Origin of the sequence: Chryseobacterium sp. UNC8MFCol (assembly GCF_000482305.1) — a bacterium.
Classification (GTDB): domain Bacteria; phylum Bacteroidota; class Bacteroidia; order Flavobacteriales; family Weeksellaceae; genus Chryseobacterium; species Chryseobacterium indologenes.
Map to the genome: position 1 here is coordinate 106,212 of NZ_AXUZ01000019.1, position 19,890 is coordinate 126,101.

Here is a 19,890-nt window from a genome sequence, read left to right on the forward strand (position 1 = left end):
TTATATCATATGAATTCAAACCAGTGTTCTTTCTGCGGTAGAAAAAGAAATGAAGTACAGATGCTGATTTCCGGGCAGAACGGTTTTATTTGTGAAAATTGTATAGAACAGGCACATGCTATTGTAAAAGATGGTGCTTCCAAAGCGGGATATGCTCCGGCAGAAAGTATGGAAGAACTTAAAAAGCCGAAAGTGATCAAGGAATTCCTGGATCAGTACGTGATCGGGCAAGATCAGGCAAAGAAGCAGCTTTCCATTGCTGTTTACAATCATTACAAAAGATTGCTGCATGCCCAGGATGAAAACAGAGAAGTAGAGCTTGAAAAGTCAAATATCATCATGATAGGGGAGACCGGAACAGGAAAAACTTTGCTGGCGAAAACAATTGCCAGAGAGCTGAATGTTCCTTTCTGTATCGTTGATGCTACTATTTTAACAGAAGCAGGTTACGTAGGAGAAGATGTGGAAAGTATCCTGTCAAGACTGTTGATGGTAGCAGATTATGATGTGGAAAAAGCAGAAAAAGGAATTGTCTTTATTGATGAGATCGATAAAATTGCAAGAAAATCAGATAATCCAAGTATTACCAGAGATGTTTCCGGAGAAGGAGTACAACAGGGGCTGCTGAAGTTGCTGGAAGGAAGTATTGTAAACGTTCCGCCGCAGGGAGGCAGAAAACACCCGGACCAAAAATACATTCAGGTGAATACCCAGAATATCCTGTTTATTGCAGGAGGGGCTTTTGACGGGATCAAAGAGATCATCGAAAGAAGAATGAATAAGCAGGCCATTGGGTTTAGCTCTGAAAAAATCAATAAAGTCGATGAGGATGAATATGTATTAACAAATATTAATGCAGTCGATCTTCGATCTTTCGGATTAATTCCCGAACTTTTAGGAAGATTTCCGATCATTACTTACCTCGATAAACTCACGAAAGAGACTCTGGTAAGAATCATGAAGGAACCAAAAAATTCAATCGTGAACCAATTTGTTGAACTTTTCAAGATGGATGGCACAGATTTGGTAATTACCGACGGGGCAATTGAAAAAATTGTTGAAGAAACAATTGAAAAGGGATTAGGAGCCAGAGGGTTGAGAGGAACTACGGAAAAAGTTCTGGAGGACTATATGTTTTCAATTGGAGAAGAGAAAAATATTATCCTTTCCGAAGATAATATTTTGATTAATAGATAAAATATTTTTTTTTTTTGGAAAAAAATAATACCTTTGCGGGTGAAGATTGTATTAACACACAAATATAATTTATACAATGAGAAAAAGTTTATTTGCTATAGGTCTTTTAGCCGTTAGCTATTCTGTTCAGGCGCAGAATGTTCTATGTCATGTAGACACTAACGCTAATATGTATGTGAGCGAAGGCACCCTAGTGTATAGCGGTGGCGGTGTACAAACAAGAGGTAATGGCCTTTTGGATCTACACGGAAACATGATGGTTGTAGGATCAACTACAGACGCCTTTAAAACAATTGATGCATCCGGTGCAGATAAAACTGACGGAGGAAACATCATTGTAAGGCTGAATGATCCCGCCAATTATGCAACCTCTACTTATGGCCAGTTATATATTCAAGGTTTATCCCAAGCCGGAATTACTGGTGTTGTAAGTAAGGAATACAGAACTAACAAACAGGGTGACGGAAACTACTTCCAACAAATTGCCCTTCCTTTCTTTGGTAAAACATTCAATTCATTATCTACTGAACTAGGCAAAACTTTTGGAACTACCAGAAGTGTAAACAATGCCAATTCTGTAAATAATGATTTGATCTTAAAATGGAATAACACAAGTGCTGTGTCTGACCATTTTACCAACCTTGCCAATACGACATCTGACGGTTCCGGATACTATATGTTAGGGTCTAGAAATAACAACCTGAACTTAAGTGCTCCTGCAACGGGTAATGTATTTACTCTTACAGGAAAGCCGTATGCAGAATTTGCAGCTCCTGTTAACTTACAAAACGCAGGAAATGTAAATTTTGGACCTAACGGAACTTACAAAAATTCTTATCAGGAATATTACTATACCTATATCCAGGATCAGTTTGACCTTCCTAATGGTTCTTGGACAGGAACCTACGGTAAAAATATTTACCAGTTCGGTAACCCATTCTTAACCAATTTAGATTTATCTAAAATCGGGTATATTGAGAACGGAACAATTACAGACGGGAATAACATTACCAACATTATGGGTATTGAATACACCTCAGGTAATGTAGTTACTCAAAATTCAGGTGGTTCTTCTGCAACTTATACCACAGGGGCCCAGATTCAGACGTTTGCTTTGAATGGTGTTCCGGTAGGAGATACAGGATTGATCATCAAGCCAATGCAGCCATTTATTATCAAGCTTAGAGATAATACAGCTCAAACTTTAAACTTCAACACGCTTAGAAGATTCAAAGATGTTGTTAGAGCAAACGGAGTTGATTATAACGTTAATGCTGCAAAGATGAGCAATGGAGGAAGCAAGACAGACAGAGGAACTGTAAAGCAACTAGGGGTTATTGGTCTTGATGCTAATAAAAACGAAATTGCAAGAACTTACTATGTAGTTACTCCTACTTCAGCTACTGGTCACCAGACTTCTATTGCCAGTACTGTACAGGCTGCTGCGACTCCAATGAACCTAATCGGAACTTTTGAAGAAGCGGTGAACGGAGGATATGATAATAACTATACTGGTCAGTATTGGTTATATATCAATGAAGCCAATGAAAGTGATTTCCAAGGTAAAAATGTAATGCTTGTAAATTATGATCAGACTAAGATCAAGTATTACAAGTTTGAAATAAAAGAAAATGCTGAACCAATTCCTGCAGGAGCACACCAGCTTTCTGCCGGTATAGGATTCTATTTCAAAGCTGAAAACGGAACTGTACAGCAGGCTAAACAAGGAGATATTGTTCCTGTAACTCATGAGGAGTATAATTTATACTACGGAGAGCCTAATAACGGTACGTTAGCAATTGATAAAAAAGAAGCAAGACCTTCAAGAACAGCGGTGGTTTACAATCCGGCAATTACAAACTATATTGTCAGATTTGATCCAAACTGGAAAAAAGCAGATATTGAAGTTTATGATATGAGCGGTAAACTGGTAATCTCCAAAAAAGCGGTTGATGCATCCAGAGATTTTGTAATTGAGCTCGATAGCTCTGTTAAAAACTCTTACGTTGTAAAAATTGTCTCTGATAAAGGAGAAACTGTTAACACTAAAATCTTAAAATAAACAATATGAAAACTATTAATAAACTAGTATCCGCAATTTTTCTTCTTGCTGTAGTATTCGTACAGGCTGCACCACCGGTACCGGGAGGAGGCGGAGGTACAGGAGGTCACGGTACAGGAGGGGGAGACCCAGCTGCACCAATCGATATGTATGTATATGTACTTTCTCTCGTAGCTATTGCATTCATTGTATTCTTTACCAAGAAGTATAAAAGCGTAAAAGCATAAAATTTTATTAAAATAATATTAAACTCTCTGATTAGTCAGGGAGTTTTTTTATTTTTACTTTATGAAAAAGATTTATACACTATCTGCAGTTTTAGCTGCATTTGCTTTGCAGGCTCAATTTTCAGTTACTATTCAGGCTCCTGCAGACTTTAAAGATCAGGACGCTATTCTATATACATTAAACGGTTCTAAAGATGTTGTTGTTACCAAAGAACAAAGTAAAAATAACACCTGGACATTCAAGTATCCCAATAATTATATGGGGATGATGAAAGTGTATTTTCCGGGTTCCAACAATACCGTGAACTTTATTTCTGAAAATAAAAATGTCAGCTTGAAGCTGGATGTTCAGAATAATAAAGTAAAAGATATTATTTACCTTGATGAAGCCAATGAGCTGATGAGTAAACAACAGGAAGGTTCTCAAAAGAAAGAGCTTATTCTTCCTGCTCTGAGCCAGATCAAAGAATATTACAAAGATAATACAGACTTCGGAAAAGCATTGAAAACCGAGATTGAAAGACTTTCGGGTAACTCTGGTGCCATTGATGCGGCAAAACATCCGTTTATCTCATATTATAATACCAACTACAGTAAGTTCCTTTCTAATCCGTCAGATCCTGCTAAAAAACCCAGCCAGGACGAGATAATCAATTTCCTGGATAAGTCTAATGATATGCTGGAAACATCATCCTTATTGAGACCGGTATTGGTCGCATATCTTAACTCAGGCGGTAATACAAACGTCACCGGTTCTGTAGATAAGCTTCTTGATCGTCTGAAGGTGGAAACTCCAAGAGGCCAGACTGTTTTATCGGAACTGATCGACATTTTTGACGTCTATCAGATGGATGAGTTTAAAAGTAAATATCTGGGGCTTGCTAAAAACCTCAAGTGTACCATTACCGACAGACTGGCTTCTACCATCAAATCTAATGCTAATGTAGAAATGGGGGCAGCTTTTCCAAACTATAAGTTCCAGTCTCCTGTAAATACGAGTGCAAAATCACTTTATGATGTAAAGGCAGATAAGAAGGTGGTTGTCTTTTGGTCATCTACCTGTTCGCACTGTGAAACCGAGCTTCCCAAGCTTTTGGAAAAATATAACGAGTTAAAGGGAAAAAATATTCAGGTTGTAGCGCTTTCTTTAGATGTTGATAAAAATTCATACACTAAGAAAATAGCTGCTTTCCCATGGGTGAATGATTCAGAATTGAGAGGATGGAACAGTAGCTATACTGAAACTTACAATGTACACGCTACTCCGACCTATTTTATTTTAGATGCTAACAATAAGATAATCAATAAACCAGAGCATGTTGGCGATGTTTTAGAATATTTTAAGCTAAAATAATTTTGGTAGATAAAATATATTTTCTATATTTGCACCACCGAAAAGGCGAGGTAGCTCAGTCGGTTAGAGCGCAGGATTCATAACCCTGAGGTCACGGGTTCAATTCCCGTCTTCGCTACAAAAAACCGCAGTCATTGTTTATAATGATTGCGGTTTTTATTTTCCAATAGGTCGTCTCCCTTTTATTATTTTACTGAGATTTCAGGGATCAGGTACAGAAGTCGGGGGCTGCACAAAAAGTTTGGTTAATCTGCAAATAAAAAGTTTCGTCTTTTACACTGTGAGTTGCAATCTGAAGTTTTACAAAACACAAAACAAATGTGATTCCTGTAAGAGGGGAAGAAAGCCATCAAGTAGCTGATGAATCTTTGTGGATATACATGCGCTCAGAAAGAATAAGTTCAGGAGAAATTTTATGGGAAAATAATGGAGGATAAGAATATATAAGTACAAAAAGGAAATGCCATTTTCACAGCTTGTGAAAATGGCATTTTTTGTTTTATCCGATGCATAATCAGGATTGGTATCCGAGGAGCTTTCTGATTTGATAGAAAAACCTCTCAATAAGCCTTAAATCCTGCGTCACGATCTCTGCACTTCCCCGAAGTTCTTTATCGAAAATAAGGGTCTTATTATAGCTTGTTTTTAATCCTTTTGGTAATACTACATCTACATAGTAATTTCCTTTATCATCAGGAATCAGCGATATATTCTGTACCTTACCCTCAATAATCCCATATTCCTGAAAACGGTAGTTATCCAATTTAATCAATACCTTCTCTCCCGGAATGATTTTTCCGGAGTTAACTGTAGGTACAGACATTCTGCCAACCAGCTTCTCTTTATTTTTAGGTAAGATAGATAAGATCGGTTCTCCCACTTTTACGAATTGATTTTCGCCGAAAAACTGCTGAAAGCTGGCTACCCCATCGGTTGATGAAATAACAAGGTAATTCTGCTCCCATTGCTTCAGAGATTTTCGAAGCTGCTCAAATAGCTGTAGTGTTTGTGAAGAGTAGGTGATTTTATCTTTTTCAGTATTAATGGCTGTTCCGCTTTTTGTTTTATTAAGATTGGAAATACCTTCTTCTGTTTGTGATATGGAAATATTAATATTTTCAAGGTTTTGCTGGGCCTGAAGATATTTGATTTTCTCATTTTCAAGTTCCATAGAAGAGATGACCCCCTGATTAAAGAGTTCCTGTGACCTCTGGAAACTTTTCTTGGTTAGGTCATACTTGGCCAACTCCAGATTTTTCTGTTGTTTTAAAGTTGTAATTCTTGTTCTGTATTCAGAAATACTGTTGTTGGCGGCCAGGTTTTCCGGAGCATAAGGCTGTAAACGGGTAAACAGGGCTTCATCCTGAAACGCCTTTGCAAAGCTGTTGTAATCTCCCTGTAATTCACCAAGTTTAAACCTTGATGCCTGGGCTAAAGGGAAGGAAGCTATCTGGTTGGGAGCAATTGAATCAACCAGTTTTTTAAGCTCTAATACATCTTTATAGTTGGCAGCAGATTGCATAACCATCAAAACTTCATTTTTTTTGACCTCCTGGTGATCTTTAATGAATATCTTTTCAATTTTGGAACTGATTCTTGCCTCCATTTTTTCCGGAGGATTCTGAGAGGTTACAATAATGGGAGCCGGTACAAACTCAGGGTATTTTATTATATAACTCATAACAAGGATGAGCAGGAGAATAACAAATATAACCGTATTGCCCCAACGTATCATCCAATGCGGAGGCTGGGTTAAGATATCTTGTACGCTTTCTGAGCGGAGTTCAATATTATCTAAAACGTCTTCTTTCATTTTTATAAGATAAAATTCTCCGATGTTTCGGAGGAAATATAATTAAATAAATGGGGAGTTTCTGCTGTACCATGACACCAGGGCCCACAACAATTTCTTTGTAGACACCCCGCCCAGCTATTAACGGAAATCAGGTCTAAAAGTTTTCTCAGATTTTTCATATTAATAGCTTTTTAGTTTTCCTACTCTGTAAGCTTTTCGGATTCCGCTGTCTTCATATTCGTGGATATTAATTTCCTAGTTCAAGCTGGTTTCTTACCAACCTGTAATATTCTCCCCTTAGGTCTACCAATTCTGCGTGGCTACCTTCTTCTACGACTTTCCCATTATCTAATACTATGATTTTATCAGCATGTTTTACGGTTGAAAGTCTGTGGGCAATAACCACTGCCGTTTTACCCCTAAAGAACTGTTCAAGGTTTTCCATAATAACCTTTTCATTATTGGCATCCAATGCGGATGTTGCTTCATCAAACAGAATATATTCGGGAGATTTGTATACGGCCCTGGCGATAAACAAACGCTGTTTCTGGCCTCCACTTACGCCAACTCCTTCATTCCCGATCTTTGTATTATAACTTAACGGAAGCCCTTCTATAAATTCTTTAATATTGGCAATTTCTACGGCGCGCCTTAGTTTTTTCTTATCGATATGATCTTCACCGACAGCAATATTATTGGCAATCGTGTCATTAAAGACATAGCCTTCCTGCATTACCACTCCGCAATGATCCCTCCAGTATCTTGGGGAAATATTTTTCAGACTGGTATTTCCGATTCTGATTTCACCCTGATCCGGATCATAGAATTTCATCAACAGCTTTAGCAGTGTGGTTTTTCCGCTTCCACTGGCTCCTACAATTGCTGTTGTTTTTTGATACGGTATGCTAAGGCTTAAGTTTTCAAAAACCGGAACATCAGAACCTATGTATCTGAAAGACATATTGGAGATCTCAATATCTCTTTGCGGGATTTCTGTAGCGTATTGTTCGTTTTTATCCTCTTCATCTTCTTTATCGTGAATTTCACCTAATCTTTCAAGGGAAATTTTGGCGTCCTGAGTTTGTTTTATAAAGTCGATAAGCTGCAGGAGCGGGCTGTTCAGCTGTCCGATAATATACTGTACCGAAAGCATCATCCCCAAAGTAAGATTTCCGCTAAGGACCAATTTGGCAGAAAGGAAGCTTACAAGAATATCTTTCATCTGATTGATGAAGTTTCCTCCTACGGATTGCCATTGCTCTAACGATAGAGATTTTATTCTGATTTTAAATAATTTCACCTGAAGAAACTCCCAATCCCATCTCTTTTGTTTTTCGGCATTATGCATTTTGATCTCCTGCATACCGTTGATCAGTTCAATCACTTTACTTTGTTCCTGCGAAACCTGGGAGAACCTTTTATAATCAAGTTCTTTTCTTTTTTTCAGGAAAAAGCTAATCCATCCGATATACAATACAGCTCCGACAAGATATACAATGAATAGCCTGTAATCATAGAATAGTAAAACAATACTGAAAATGATAAGGTTTACGAGAGAGAATAGTGTGTTCAGTGATGAACTGGTAAGGAGTTGCTCTATTCGGTGGTGGTCATTGATCCTCTGCATGATATCTCCTGTCATCCTTGTATCAAAAAAGCTTATAGGAAGTTTCATCAGCTTGATAAAGAAATCTGATATGATGGAAATATTTATCCTTGCAGATAAGTGGAGGAGGATCCAGCTTCGGATCACTTCTATTCCCATTCTGCCAAGAAACAGCATGATCTGGGCAAGCAAAACCATGTAGATAAAGTTGATATCCTGATTTTGTATTCCGACGTCTACTATACTCTGGGTAAGAAACGGAAAGATCAGTGAGAGTAAACTTCCTCCCAAAAGCCCGACTGCCAGCTGTATAACAAGTGTCTTATATTTAAGCAGGTATTTGGATAGAAATGTGAAGCTGGCTTTGCTTTGATCTGTATCAAACTCAGTCTGGAAAAATGCAGGGGTAGTTTCCAGAATCAGAACAATTCCTTCTTCTGTATTTTCATTGGCATTTTCGCCGATCCAGAATTGGATAAACTCATCGCGGGTGTAGGTGATCAGCCCGTAGCTGGGATCTGATACATATACTTTGTTATTTTTGTCAATCTTATAAACAACAACAAAATGATTTTTATTCCAGTGTGCGATACATGGAAAGGGCACTTCTTCTACAAGGGTATTAAAGTCGATCTGGACTCCCATAGAACGGAATCCCAGGTTTTCGGCAGCATCACTCAGCCCAAGAAGGCTGCTTCCCTCACGAGTGGTCTCAGAAAGGTTACGGATTTGTTGCAAGGATATGCTTCTGCCATAATATTTACTTACGATTCTAAGGCAGGTAGGCCCACAGTCTTTAGTGTCTGGTTGCTTATAAAAAGGAAATTTCTTCAAAACTAATATTCATTATAAAATGTCGTCAGAAAGATGACGACATTTTTACTTTTATTCAATGTTACAATTCAGTTCAACGGTGGATTAGTAATAACACCATTTATTACAAGCGTTTATTGCTCCTTCTTTTGGAGGATTTATTTTAGATTCACAGTAGCTCGCTTCACTTTGGATTCGGGCACACTCCTCGGTAATTCCTCCCTGCAGAGTTCTTAAGTTTTCTCTCGAAAGTTGTTTAAGGTTTTTCATGATCAATAGTTTTTCGTTTTTTCCTACTCTTTTATAGCTTTTCGGATGTCGCTTTTACTTTTCCTAAGATAGTGAAAATTTTATATCAGGGATATTTATTTACTGGAAGTCTTCATCCTCTATCAATTCATCAATAAAATAGACAATATCTTCACGATCATATTTGTCCGGGAACTGATAGCCGTTGATGATGAGAATAGGAGTAAAGTTTAAGCCAGCTTCACTGTTTTGATTTGACATTTCAATAATTGGATGTAAGTTTTCCGAGGTTGGAACACCTCCGGACAATGTGTTGATTTTACTTTCATCTTTTGTTTCAAACCATTGCTCGATAGCGTGTAGGAAGTCTTTTTCCGGCTTATTGTTGTAAATATAGGTAAGGTCGGAGATTAACCGAGTATATTTTTCATTGGCCCTATCCGGTGTGTAATTGAATCTCATCTGCAAAGAAACACCATCAGGATATTTTTCTAAAATAGATTCTACCAATTTGTGAGCGTCTTTACAGAACCCACAGTAAGGATTTGAAACAATGGAGATGCGTAAATTTGAATCTTTTTTTCCTACCGAAAATGTATGGGTATCCTGAAATTCTATTTTTTCAGTGGTCAGTAATTGACTTTTGAACAGCTCATAATTTCTTTTGAATCGGAGATTTTTTGCATTGGATTTTTGCAGGGTTTCTTTTTGCTCCAGAAGTGTACTGAAATAGAGTACCGCAGAGAAAATAATCACCCAAAGAATAAGAGTGAGCAAAAGCACTCCGATTCCAAATGGTGAATTTTGGAAAAAGATACTACTGATGACCAGCTGCGCAACTAAAATGGAAATGATTAAGAGACAGATTCTACAAAAAGCCTTTTCCACGAAAGCCTGAATGTATAAAGAATATCCAATGGCTAACAGGGAAACAAATGTAAATCCCTTTACAATATAAGAGGTTGTCGGTAAGAATAATCCCAATATCGTAAGACCAATGAAATAGATCAGTGAAAAATCTGCAAACTTTAAGCCTAAAATACTGGTTTTATCCTGCTTGATAATTTTATCACACGAATTGGTGGTTTGGCTGGCAGCAGCACCTCCGCCACCGCAAATACTTCCGATAACGGTAGAAACATTTCCAAATTTCTGATTAAAAATCTCAAGGGAAATATATACACCAGCCAATGATAAAAGATTGAAGATAGCTTCATATAAGCTTTGGCCCAAAAATGAATAAACGACAATAATGGCAAATACTGCGTAAAGAATTGGCTTGAAATTGAACGCCAGTTTATTCTCAGCATTTTCAGTTTTTTCAAATAAAAGTACAAAATCCGTAGATTTTTTATAAAGTTCTTCCTTATTCAGTGTTTTTGCTTTCTCTGAATATACGGAGTAGGTATTTCCTGATTTTTTTACTAATGAAAAGGAATTTTCAACAATAGCAATAAACTCTTCCGGAAGTTCATCCCAATATTCCTTATCAAGTTCATAGGCATCATTCTTTACTCCAAGGAAATTTAAAGTATCGCTGAAAGCCAGTGCTGATGGGTAATTGGGGTGAGAATTAAACTGGAAAATAAATTCCTGTTTGTCAAGTTTCAGATAGTGTATTAGTTTGTCAAAAATCATATTAATATTTTTATCTAAAATACACAGATGTTTTAAATATACAAAAAAATTTTTCTGTTATTGGTGAGATATAACAGGATGTTGGTAGATTTGGTTTGAATTTCAATATTTTATTTTTATGAATGATGAGTTTTTGAGCTTATTAATTTATGTGTTGAAGGATTTTTCAATCTCCTTAGTATATATAGAAAGGCTAGTACCCGTTTTTTTCTTAAAAGCCAAAGAAAAGGCCTGTGCGTTATTATAACCCAATTCCTCAGCAATTACCGGTACCTTGTAAGCCTGAAATTTTTTATCTTTTATCAATCTATTTAAAGCAAAATCAATTCTAAGATCATTAAGATAGGTAGCGAAGTTTTTTCCCTTATGAGTTTTGATTGTTTCTGATAAGTAAATTGTGTTTGTTTTTATATTTTTTGCTAAACTGGCTAGTGTAATTCCTTTTTTAAGAAAAGTTCTTTGAATTCAAATATAAATAGAGGTAGGGACTTCATTATTTTGTAAATACATAATAAAAATACGCATTCGTTATGTAAGTGAGGAGAATACGTGGCAGACAATCTGAGAATTTTAATCATATGATGACAGATCATTACCTCATTACTATCTTTATAAAAATGTCTGTTCAAAGGATTAAAAGTTCCTCGAACTTAGTCGCGAAATTTTAGAGATATGTTCAATTATAAAGGAATAACTCTAATTTTTTATGTAATCCAAAAGTAAAATAACTGGAATATTTATTTATCAAACAAATGTTTAAAATTTTAGTGTTTTTGTACCCTCTGTCCACTTTTAATGATGTTTTTATGAAAGATATAAGAGGTTACTATGATTAGTGTTATCATGAGCTGAACTCAAAAAAACTTAAAAAATCATAAAGTTTTCATAAAGTTTTAAAAAAGAAAAGAAATGTTTTTGTATTTATAAAATATGTCGTACTTTTACATCGCCTTGAATGAGGGAACAAGTCAAGGTAATAAATTTTTTTTCATCATTTGTGTTTTTAGAATCGTATCGCCTGATACGATTCTTTTTTTGTTTATTTTTCGTAGTTTAAAAGGAGATCAATAAAGTACGAATAGGTGACAGCACCCTCTTGTTGGTTGGTCTTAAGAAACAGATTATTAGTATATCCAAAGAAATCATCCAACCACCCCTGATGGGTAAAGATGAATTTTTTTTCATAAGCTCTGTCTCTTTTCATAGCGGGAGAGTAATTGTCAAGAACAGATTTTACAAACTTTGGATCCTTATCACTTATAAACCTTAAAAGGCTTTTTAACGTAAAATATTCTGTACTGTATTTCAAATCCGTATTGCCGGAATTTACTCCTATCAAATACCCCACAAAATTAGCTTCCTGCTCTCTGGCAAAGCCAAGCTGATGAGAACTTTCATGAGCGGTAGTAAAAGGGATAAAAGTAGACGGCAATTCCGAATTGTATTGTGCTTCAGCAGTAAAAGGATTATAATAACCGAGAATACCCGTAAAACTCATCACATACTTGAATATACTAGGCTTCATACTCAAAACCTGTGAAGCTTTTTTATCCGAAATATTCCTGGGTAATCTGGTCTGCTGCAGAAGGATTTCCTGTTGTACAGATTTCAGATCACGGATGATAAATACCCCGCTGTGATCTTCATGCACGGATTGTCTGGTTGTTTTGCATTTTTCAAGATAGCGTAAAGCCAATTTTTTTGCCTTTTCTGTTTCCGGCTTTTCCTGGCTGGAAAGCTTTTTAATAATAGGGGTCTGAAAATAAAGCATTCCCCAGAACACCTGATAGATAAAATAGAAGACATTGAGGATGATGAGTATCTTTAGCATGGAGGCAGCTCTTTTCTCTCTTTTAAACAAACGGATAAAGAGGTAGAGTATTGCTCCTCCCAGCATAATGTAGAGCACGTCTCCCGCAGAAAAAGGAATCCAGCTGAATAAAACCTGATGTGATTTTTTCTGAAATTCAAAGAATTTTTCAAAAAAAGAAATCATGAATACAGATTTTGAGAAAAAATAAAACAAAAGAAATTGGGCAAGTAATATACCTGCCCAACTTCTTTTTTTATATAGTATTTTTGTAAAATTAATGACCATCACCTTTAGATATTTGATCCAGATTGATACCCTGGGCCTTTAGAATTCCCGTTACCCGGATTGCATAGAATGCAAGATAAGCAAAACAAATAACACCGATGATATAGCTAAAGTGAATATTTGTTATATCTGCTACATATCCCTGAATAAGACTTACAATTCCTCCACCCATAATCATCATGATCAGATAACCGGATCCCTGATTGGTGTGTTTTCCAAGACCATTAATAGCCAAGGCGAAAATACACGGCCATAGGGTAGAACAGAACAGACCTACACTGGTAAAAGCGTATACGGAAACCATTCCTGTAGTAAACATACCGATAAGTAAGGCAGCAATTCCCGCTACTGAAAAAATTAAAAGCATTCTTGCAGGGTTTCCCTTACTCATGATATCACAAATGATCATAGCAATGATAACAAATCCATATACATAAAAAGGAGACAGGTCATGCTTAGCAATCGCATTGACCAATAAGAATACACCAAATGCAAGGTAAGGAGCAAGGAATCTTAATATTTTTTTAAATCCTGCGTTCACGTCAAATGCCTCTACCGCACCTGTCCAACGACCAATCATGAGTGATGCCCAGTATAATGAAACATAGGGAGCCACATCTTTGGTTTCAAAACCAAGGTTTTTTTCCATATAAGCTGGCAGGTTACTGGCAGTAGAAACTTCTACACCCACATAAACAAAAATGGCAATCATTCCCATCACCAATTGAGGATATTGGAATGCCGAACTTCTGTGCTCTCCCGGGGTAGCGTCGTCGGTATCTTCAGTATTGGTTGGAGTTACTGTAGGAAGAGATGAGAATTTCAGCATGATAGCCACTAAAACAAAAGCTACTCCTAAAATCAGGTAAGGGATTTTTACACTTTCAATGCTTGCTTCCGTATTGGCAGCAGAAGCGGAACCGAAAATAGCAAATGCAACAATAAGCGGTCCGATTGTCGTTCCAAGATTGTTGATTCCCCCGGCCATTGTTAATCTCTGTGATCCTGTTTCCTTTGGGCCCACTTCAATGGCCAACGGATTGGCAACAATCTGTTGTAAAGAAAAACCTAAACCTACAATAAACAGTCCGGAGATCATCAGAGGGAAAGACCCGAGATTTGCTGCTGGATAAAATAATAGAGTTCCTGCAGCAGAGATTAGAAGTCCCAGGATAAGCCCGTTTTTATACCCTATTTTATTGATTAAATCCTGTTGAAGGCCTTTCGAGATAATCATATAAATTAAAGATCCTACGGTATAAGCAACATAAAAGCAGATCTGTACGAGCATACTTTCAGTTTGCGTTAAGTGGAAGGCTTTTTGAAATACCGGGATCAGAATATCATTGCTGGCAGCTACAAATCCCCAGAAGAAGAATACAGTAACCAATGGAATGAATTGTGCCCAATTGGTTTGTTTAGAATAATTTGACATATTTATTAAAGATTTCACAACAAATATACTTATTTCCTTTATACGGAATACTTAATGAGTGTTTTTTTTATTTCTTCGAAAGAATCTGATTTTGAGTCCTTTGAGACTGGTGTAGGATCTATGATACCATTAAAATATACCTTTACTCTTCCGGGATAGCCCTGAGAGTTGTCAAAAGGAAACATTTTTTTTAATCCTATAAAAGTATGAACTGCAATAGGGGAGTTGTGTTTTGAAGATAAAATAAATGCCCCATCCTTGAAATCATCCAGAATAATGGAAGTATCATCCGGAACGCCTCCTTCAGGAAATATGGCAATACTGTTACCTTCTTCCATTTTCTCAGCACATCTCCGGTATACATCGGCACGGCTTCTTGCACTTGCTCTGTCGACCATTACACAGATTCTTTTATATATAGTTCCAAAAATAGGAATCTTTACAAGTTCTTTTTTGCCTACAAAACAAATAGGATGGTGTGGAGAAAGGATGCAGACCAGCATGATATCCATGATGGAGGTATGGTTGGATATAAAAACATAAGGTTTGCTTTTATCCAGTTTTTGTCCGGATAACTTAATGAGGTCATATCGGAAACCCATTCCGTAAAACATTCCGAAACACCAGAGACGGATAAATTTATAAGCATATTTATAATGCTTTTTATTAAAGGATAAAATATAGACCGGGATTCCCAAAATGACAGTCAGAAAAAATGCTAACACCAACAGCCAGAACCTCCAGAGATAATTTAAAATTTTTGTCACCGCTTAACCGTTAAAAATTACTTTCTTTTTTACCGAATAATTAAGAATGGAAACCAATAAGATCGCTGCAATTTTGCTGATCATTTCCGGGCTCAAGGTATAAAAAAATAAATTGATATTATCTTTAAATATAAAACTATAAAATACCTGGAAGAAACTTAAACTTAATAAAGTCGATACAAAAGAGACGGCCATAAAATATACAAACTCTTTTTTCTTGGAATGCTTTCCTCTTTCAAAGACAAACCAGATGCTCAGAAAGTAATTGGTAATAATCCCGCAAGACGTAGAAAAAATATTACTCAAAGGATAGTGTACCCCATGAAAGTTGGTTTCTCTTGCAAGAAACTGTGGAAGATAAGTGCTGAATATTTTGAAGCTGCCAATCTCTACAATGGCGCTCAATCCTCCTGCAATGATGAAGAACAAAACCTGTTTTTGGCGTAAGAGTATTTCTTTCATGTAATTAATATAAAAAATAAATTCATATCATGCTTTCAATCAGTATGTTTTGTGAAAAGATACCTTCTGATCCTACGTTTCTGGGCAATAAATAATGCTGGATGCCCATTCCTGAAGGAGATGCTTCATCATATGAATATGCAAATTTATAACTATATGTTAAACACTGAAAAAAGTTGTTAAAATATTTTTTTTAATAAAAATAATTTCTAATTTTAATACACAGAATGATGTAACAACACCTGATAATAAATTCATTTTCAAACCCTTGTGTTAATGGTTTTTTCTATCTTGTAATGCACGGTTGAAGGCATACTACTCCAACATTTTATGATCCAATTGATAATAATATTTGTATGAAACGTCAAAACAAATACAGAAAATTCCAGCTTCAACAGAAAAATATTGAAGCTCTTGAAAAAGAAAACTCTCGCTTCAAACGAGTGTATTCTGAGTACGAAAATATGTCTGATGAACTTTGGAATCTTGAAAACTCCAAAGGAGAACCTGTTCCTGATGATTTTATTAATGCAATGGTTTTACAGACTTCTTATCTTGAAGATGAAATAGAAGACTGGCTTCTGCAATTCAATCAAAAAAAGACTGATATAAAACAGTAGTGATTTTAGACAGCTTCAGGGTTGTTTATAAATGCTAATTGAAGATAAATTCATAATTTAGCATCCTTAAATTAAAATCAAAAATATGGTTGCTATTGTAGATAGTGGTTCTACTAAAACGGATTGGGTAATATTGGACGACTTCAAAAAAGTCTTTCTGAAAACAGAAACAATTGGCTTTAATCCCAATTTTATCAATAGAGAACTTATCGCTCCTGAAATTCAGAAGAACAGCAACCTTATGTTGGTGAAAAATTCTATTACCAAAGTCTTTTTTTATGGTTCAGGATGTGGTGTGAAAAAGAACTGCGAAACCATAAAAGAAGAAGTTAAAAAAGTATTTGGTAAAGCTGAAATCATTGTAAAAGAAGATCTGATGGCTGCAGCTTATGCAGCATACAGCGGAAAACCTGCAATCGTGTGCATTCTTGGCACGGGATCAAACTCTTGTTATTTCGACGGTGAAAATCTGAAAATAGAATTGCCGTCCCTTGGATTCCTTATTGGGGACGAGGGAAGCGGAAGTGCTATCGGAAAACAATTGGTACGCAGATATTTTATGAAAAAATTGCCTTCCGATCTTCACGGTGAATTCGAAAAGGAATACAACCTTACTATAGAAGAGGCATTGAAAAACATGTATCATACACCGAGACCCAATGCCTATTTAGCCAATTTTACCAAATTTGTGATCGAAAGAAAGGATCATCCTTATTTTAATGATATGGTTTTTGAAGAAATGAAAAGTTTCTTTGAATACCAGGTACTCCCTTATCATGAAGCAAAAGATGCCGAGATTAATTTCATTGGCTCTATTGCTTATTATTACGAAAATATTCTACGTTCTGTTGCTACAGAACTTCATTTAAATGTGGGACATGTTGTTCAGAAACCAATTGAAAGCTTAGTAGATTACCACATTAAATATATACTCTAACAAAAAACGAAATTTTATGTCAAGTAAAAACCACCGCGACGAAAAGAACTTTAGCCAGGCCGCGTTAGATTATCATAAAGCAGAACCCAAAGGAAAAATAGAAGTTATCCCATCAAAGCCCCACTCTTCTCAGAGAGATTTGTCATTGGCTTATTCCCCGGGGGTAGCCGTTCCTTGTATGGAAATTCACGAGAAACCGGAAACCGTATACGATTATACAGGAAAAGGAAATCTGGTAGCTGTAATTTCTAACGGTACTGCAGTACTTGGATTAGGTGATATTGGTGCGGAAGCTTCCAAACCGGTAATGGAGGGGAAAGGACTTTTGTTTAAAATCTTTGCAGATATCAATGTATTCGATATTGAAATTGATGAGAAAGATCCTGATAAATTTATTGAAATCGTAAAAGGTATTGCTCCAACTTTTGGAGGAATCAACCTTGAAGATATTAAAGCTCCGGAAGCATTTTATATTGAACAAAGACTGAAAGAGGAATTGAATATTCCTTTGATGCATGACGATCAGCACGGAACAGCTATTATCTCCGCAGCTGCATTAATCAACTCTCTGCAGATTGCCAATAAAGATATTGCCCAGGTGAAGATGGTGGTGAATGGTGCGGGAGCGGCAGCTATCGCATGTACGAAGCTTTATATTTCATTAGGACTTAAAAAAGAAAACGTTCTGATGTGTGACAGTAAGGGCGTAATAAATCATAAAAGACAAAACCTTACTCCTGAAAAACTAGACTTTATTGCCAATACAGATATCGAAACGCTGGAAGATGCTGTAAAAGGGTCGGATGTTTTCGTTGGGTTATCTAAAGGAAACGTAATGACGCCGGAGATGTTGTTGAGCATGAATGATAATCCTATCGTATTTGCTTTAGCTAATCCTGACCCGGAAATTGCTTACGATCTTGCCCTTGAAACACGTAAAGACGTAATCATGGCAACAGGAAGAAGTGACTATCCTAACCAGGTTAATAACGTATTAGGATTCCCTTATATTTTCCGTGGTGCATTGGATGTTCAGGCTACGGGTATCAATGAAGAAATGAAGTTGGCAGCGGTACATGCTATTGCTGATTTAGCAAAAGAACCTGTACCTGAAGCGGTAATTTTAGCCTACAACGTTCAGAGCCTGCAATTCGGAAGAGAATACTTTATTCCAAAACCATTTGATAACAGACTGATCACAAAGGTTTCAAGTGCTGTGGCCAAAGCAGCTATTGAAAGCGGTGTAGCAAGAAAGACGATCGCTGATTTTGAAGAATATGAGCATCAGCTTCTTGACAGAATGGGAAGAGATGAAAGGTTGGTAAGAATGATGCAAAGCCGTGCAAAATCCAATCCAAAAAGAATTACCCTTGGAAATGCTGAAGAATACAACGTATTGAAGGCAGCCCAGATTCTTTATGAAGAAGGAATTGCTTACCCAAGCCTTTTAGGAGATAAAAAATATATCAAGGAGCAAATGGAGCGTTACGGGATTAATCTTGATGTTCCTATCATTGATCCAAGTGATGATGATCAGAAGGAAAACAGAAAAAAATACAGAGAAACACTTTGGAAACTTCGTCAGAGAAAAGGAATGAACGAGTACAAAGCAAAAAGATATGTTCGTCAGAGAGATTATTTCGGACCTCTGATGCTAAAACACGGGGATACTGATGGTCTTATCGTAGGATTCTCTAAAAACTATACTTCTGTACTGCGTCCTGTTCTTGAAGTGATAGAAAAGGATAAAGGCGTAGATAAAGTAGCGGCAATGATGATGATCCTGTCTGAAAAGAAACCTATTTTCTTTGCAGATACCTCCATCAATCAGAATCCTACATCAGAAGATCTTGTGAATATCGCTAAAATGGCAGAATTTACCGTGAAATCGTTTGCGATCGAACCGAGAATTGCCATGCTTGGTTTTGAAAACTTTGCAGCGATCTCCGAAACTTCCAAGAAAGTAGCAAAAGCGGTAAGTATTCTTCACGAGAAATATCCGAAAATGATCGTGGACGGTGAGATTCAACCTGATTTTGCAATGAATGCTGATCATTTAAGCGATTATCCTTTCTCAAAATTAGGAACAACGCCTGCGAATACTTTTATCTTCCCTAATCTTGAAAGTGCGAACCTGTCATATAAAATTCTGAGAGGAATGAAAGTTGCCCAGGTAATAGGACCAATCCTAATGGGATTAAAGCAGCCTGTTCACGTACTTCAGATGCGTTCAAGCGTAGACGAGATTGTGAATCTTGCTACCATTGCCGTTCTTGACGCTCAAAGGAGAGAAAAGAAATAATACAGAAAATGTATACCGGTAAAGACCGGAACCAACCAGACGAATATCCGTCTGGTTTTTTTTATGACCTTACAATAGAGATAAGTACGCAGGATTTAGGGTTGAGTAAAGACAAACCTGGTTTAAAATTTACTTTAACTGGAAGGTGAAACTTAATTTACATATCACTTTTGACAAGTGATGCTGTAAAAAATATTTTGATATGTTTTTTTTAATGAATACTTGCTGCTTTTTTAAAACATGACTGTATAATTTAATATCTTTGATATCATAAAACACAAACATTCTAAGATCCAAAAGTACAAATGCATGAAAAAGATATCCAGAT

Annotated in this window: 16 protein-coding genes and 1 tRNA gene; 8 read left to right on the forward strand and 9 right to left on the reverse strand. The window is 36.5% G+C overall.

Annotation, left to right across the window (positions count from 1 at the left end; all coding sequences use genetic code 11):
- Positions 1-9: 9 nt before the first annotated feature.
- The 5 genes from clpX to M030_RS0113615 all read left to right on the forward strand — a co-directional run bounded on the left by clpX (position 10) and on the right by M030_RS0113615 (position 4,958).
- Positions 10-1,197, forward strand: coding sequence for an ATP-dependent Clp protease ATP-binding subunit ClpX (gene clpX, locus M030_RS0113595; protein ID WP_027374011.1), 1,188 nt, complete (start codon positions 10-12; stop codon positions 1,195-1,197).
- A gap of 76 nt (positions 1,198-1,273) precedes the next feature.
- The gene (locus M030_RS0113600) at positions 1,274-3,259 is read left to right on the forward strand and encodes a T9SS type A sorting domain-containing protein (protein WP_027374012.1); all 1,986 of its coding nucleotides are present in this window, start codon (positions 1,274-1,276) and stop codon (positions 3,257-3,259) included.
- A gap of 5 nt (positions 3,260-3,264) precedes the next feature.
- Positions 3,265-3,486 carry a hypothetical protein gene (locus tag M030_RS0113605; RefSeq protein WP_027374013.1) on the forward strand — a complete coding sequence of 74 codons (222 nt, stop codon included), beginning with the start codon at positions 3,265-3,267 and terminating at the stop codon, positions 3,484-3,486.
- 61 nt (positions 3,487-3,547) lie between these two features.
- Positions 3,548-4,840: a TlpA family protein disulfide reductase gene (locus M030_RS0113610; protein WP_027374014.1), complete on the forward strand. Its 1,293-nt coding sequence runs from the start codon at positions 3,548-3,550 to the stop codon at positions 4,838-4,840.
- 44 nt (positions 4,841-4,884) lie between these two features.
- Positions 4,885-4,958: transfer RNA gene (locus M030_RS0113615), tRNA-Met, on the forward strand.
- A gap of 396 nt (positions 4,959-5,354) precedes the next feature.
- Here M030_RS0113615 and M030_RS0113625 read toward each other — a convergent pair.
- The 9 genes from M030_RS0113625 to M030_RS0113660 all read right to left on the reverse strand — a co-directional run bounded on the left by M030_RS0113625 (position 5,355) and on the right by M030_RS0113660 (position 15,703).
- Positions 5,355-6,653, reverse strand: coding sequence for an HlyD family secretion protein (locus tag M030_RS0113625; protein ID WP_171032609.1), 1,299 nt, complete (start codon positions 6,651-6,653; stop codon positions 5,355-5,357).
- 229 nt (positions 6,654-6,882) lie between these two features.
- Positions 6,883-9,075 (reverse strand): peptidase domain-containing ABC transporter, encoded by a 2,193-nt coding sequence (locus M030_RS0113630; RefSeq protein ID WP_027374016.1) that lies wholly within the window; start codon positions 9,073-9,075, stop codon positions 6,883-6,885.
- A gap of 84 nt (positions 9,076-9,159) precedes the next feature.
- A complete protein-coding gene (locus M030_RS26080) occupies positions 9,160-9,324 on the reverse strand; it encodes a bacteriocin-like protein (protein WP_410492707.1) in 165 nt (54 codons plus the stop codon).
- A 99-nt stretch (positions 9,325-9,423) separates the two neighbouring features.
- On the reverse strand, positions 9,424-10,941 hold the full coding sequence (locus tag M030_RS0113635) for a thioredoxin domain-containing protein (RefSeq protein ID WP_027374017.1): 1,518 nt from the start codon (positions 10,939-10,941) through the stop codon (positions 9,424-9,426).
- Positions 10,942-11,088: 147 nt separating this feature from the next.
- The gene (locus tag M030_RS26085; protein ID WP_081806340.1) at positions 11,089-11,406 is read right to left on the reverse strand and encodes a helix-turn-helix domain-containing protein; all 318 of its coding nucleotides are present in this window, start codon (positions 11,404-11,406) and stop codon (positions 11,089-11,091) included.
- Between the two features lie 574 nt (positions 11,407-11,980).
- Positions 11,981-12,937, reverse strand: a complete 957-nt coding sequence (locus tag M030_RS0113645; protein ID WP_316931419.1) for a DUF3810 domain-containing protein — start codon at positions 12,935-12,937, stop codon at positions 11,981-11,983.
- Positions 12,938-13,028: 91 nt separating this feature from the next.
- A complete protein-coding gene (locus tag M030_RS0113650; protein WP_027374019.1) occupies positions 13,029-14,474 on the reverse strand; it encodes a sugar MFS transporter in 1,446 nt (481 codons plus the stop codon).
- Positions 14,475-14,512: 38 nt separating this feature from the next.
- The gene (locus tag M030_RS0113655) at positions 14,513-15,241 is read right to left on the reverse strand and encodes a lysophospholipid acyltransferase family protein (protein ID WP_027374020.1); all 729 of its coding nucleotides are present in this window, start codon (positions 15,239-15,241) and stop codon (positions 14,513-14,515) included.
- 3 nt (positions 15,242-15,244) lie between these two features.
- The gene (locus tag M030_RS0113660; protein ID WP_027374021.1) at positions 15,245-15,703 is read right to left on the reverse strand and encodes a GtrA family protein; all 459 of its coding nucleotides are present in this window, start codon (positions 15,701-15,703) and stop codon (positions 15,245-15,247) included.
- 356 nt (positions 15,704-16,059) lie between these two features.
- Between M030_RS0113660 and M030_RS0113670 the strand changes: the two genes are divergently transcribed.
- The 3 genes from M030_RS0113670 to M030_RS0113680 all read left to right on the forward strand — a co-directional run bounded on the left by M030_RS0113670 (position 16,060) and on the right by M030_RS0113680 (position 19,562).
- Positions 16,060-16,323, forward strand: coding sequence for a hypothetical protein (locus M030_RS0113670; protein WP_027374022.1), 264 nt, complete (start codon positions 16,060-16,062; stop codon positions 16,321-16,323).
- 85 nt (positions 16,324-16,408) lie between these two features.
- Positions 16,409-17,260 carry a BadF/BadG/BcrA/BcrD ATPase family protein gene (locus M030_RS0113675; RefSeq protein ID WP_027374023.1) on the forward strand — a complete coding sequence of 284 codons (852 nt, stop codon included), beginning with the start codon at positions 16,409-16,411 and terminating at the stop codon, positions 17,258-17,260.
- A gap of 16 nt (positions 17,261-17,276) precedes the next feature.
- Positions 17,277-19,562 carry an NADP-dependent malic enzyme gene (locus M030_RS0113680; RefSeq protein ID WP_027374024.1) on the forward strand — a complete coding sequence of 762 codons (2,286 nt, stop codon included), beginning with the start codon at positions 17,277-17,279 and terminating at the stop codon, positions 19,560-19,562.
- Positions 19,563-19,890 lie beyond the last annotated feature (328 nt).

Coding starts and splice junctions, on each gene's coding strand:
- clpX (WP_027374011.1), top strand. CDS start 10: ATGAATTCAAACCAGTGTTCTTTCTGCGGTAGAAAAAGAAATGAAGTA.
- M030_RS0113600 (WP_027374012.1), top strand. CDS start 1,274: ATGAGAAAAAGTTTATTTGCTATAGGTCTTTTAGCCGTTAGCTATTCT.
- M030_RS0113605 (WP_027374013.1), top strand. CDS start 3,265: ATGAAAACTATTAATAAACTAGTATCCGCAATTTTTCTTCTTGCTGTA.
- M030_RS0113610 (WP_027374014.1), top strand. CDS start 3,548: ATGAAAAAGATTTATACACTATCTGCAGTTTTAGCTGCATTTGCTTTG.
- M030_RS0113625 (WP_171032609.1), bottom strand. CDS start 6,653: ATGAAAGAAGACGTTTTAGATAATATTGAACTCCGCTCAGAAAGCGTA.
- M030_RS26080 (WP_410492707.1), bottom strand. CDS start 9,324: ATGAAAAACCTTAAACAACTTTCGAGAGAAAACTTAAGAACTCTGCAG.
- M030_RS0113635 (WP_027374017.1), bottom strand. CDS start 10,941: ATGATTTTTGACAAACTAATACACTATCTGAAACTTGACAAACAGGAA.
- M030_RS0113645 (WP_316931419.1), bottom strand. CDS start 12,937: ATGATTTCTTTTTTTGAAAAATTCTTTGAATTTCAGAAAAAATCACAT.
- M030_RS0113650 (WP_027374019.1), bottom strand. CDS start 14,474: ATGTCAAATTATTCTAAACAAACCAATTGGGCACAATTCATTCCATTG.
- M030_RS0113660 (WP_027374021.1), bottom strand. CDS start 15,703: ATGAAAGAAATACTCTTACGCCAAAAACAGGTTTTGTTCTTCATCATT.
- M030_RS0113670 (WP_027374022.1), top strand. CDS start 16,060: ATGAAACGTCAAAACAAATACAGAAAATTCCAGCTTCAACAGAAAAAT.
- M030_RS0113675 (WP_027374023.1), top strand. CDS start 16,409: ATGGTTGCTATTGTAGATAGTGGTTCTACTAAAACGGATTGGGTAATA.
- M030_RS0113680 (WP_027374024.1), top strand. CDS start 17,277: ATGTCAAGTAAAAACCACCGCGACGAAAAGAACTTTAGCCAGGCCGCG.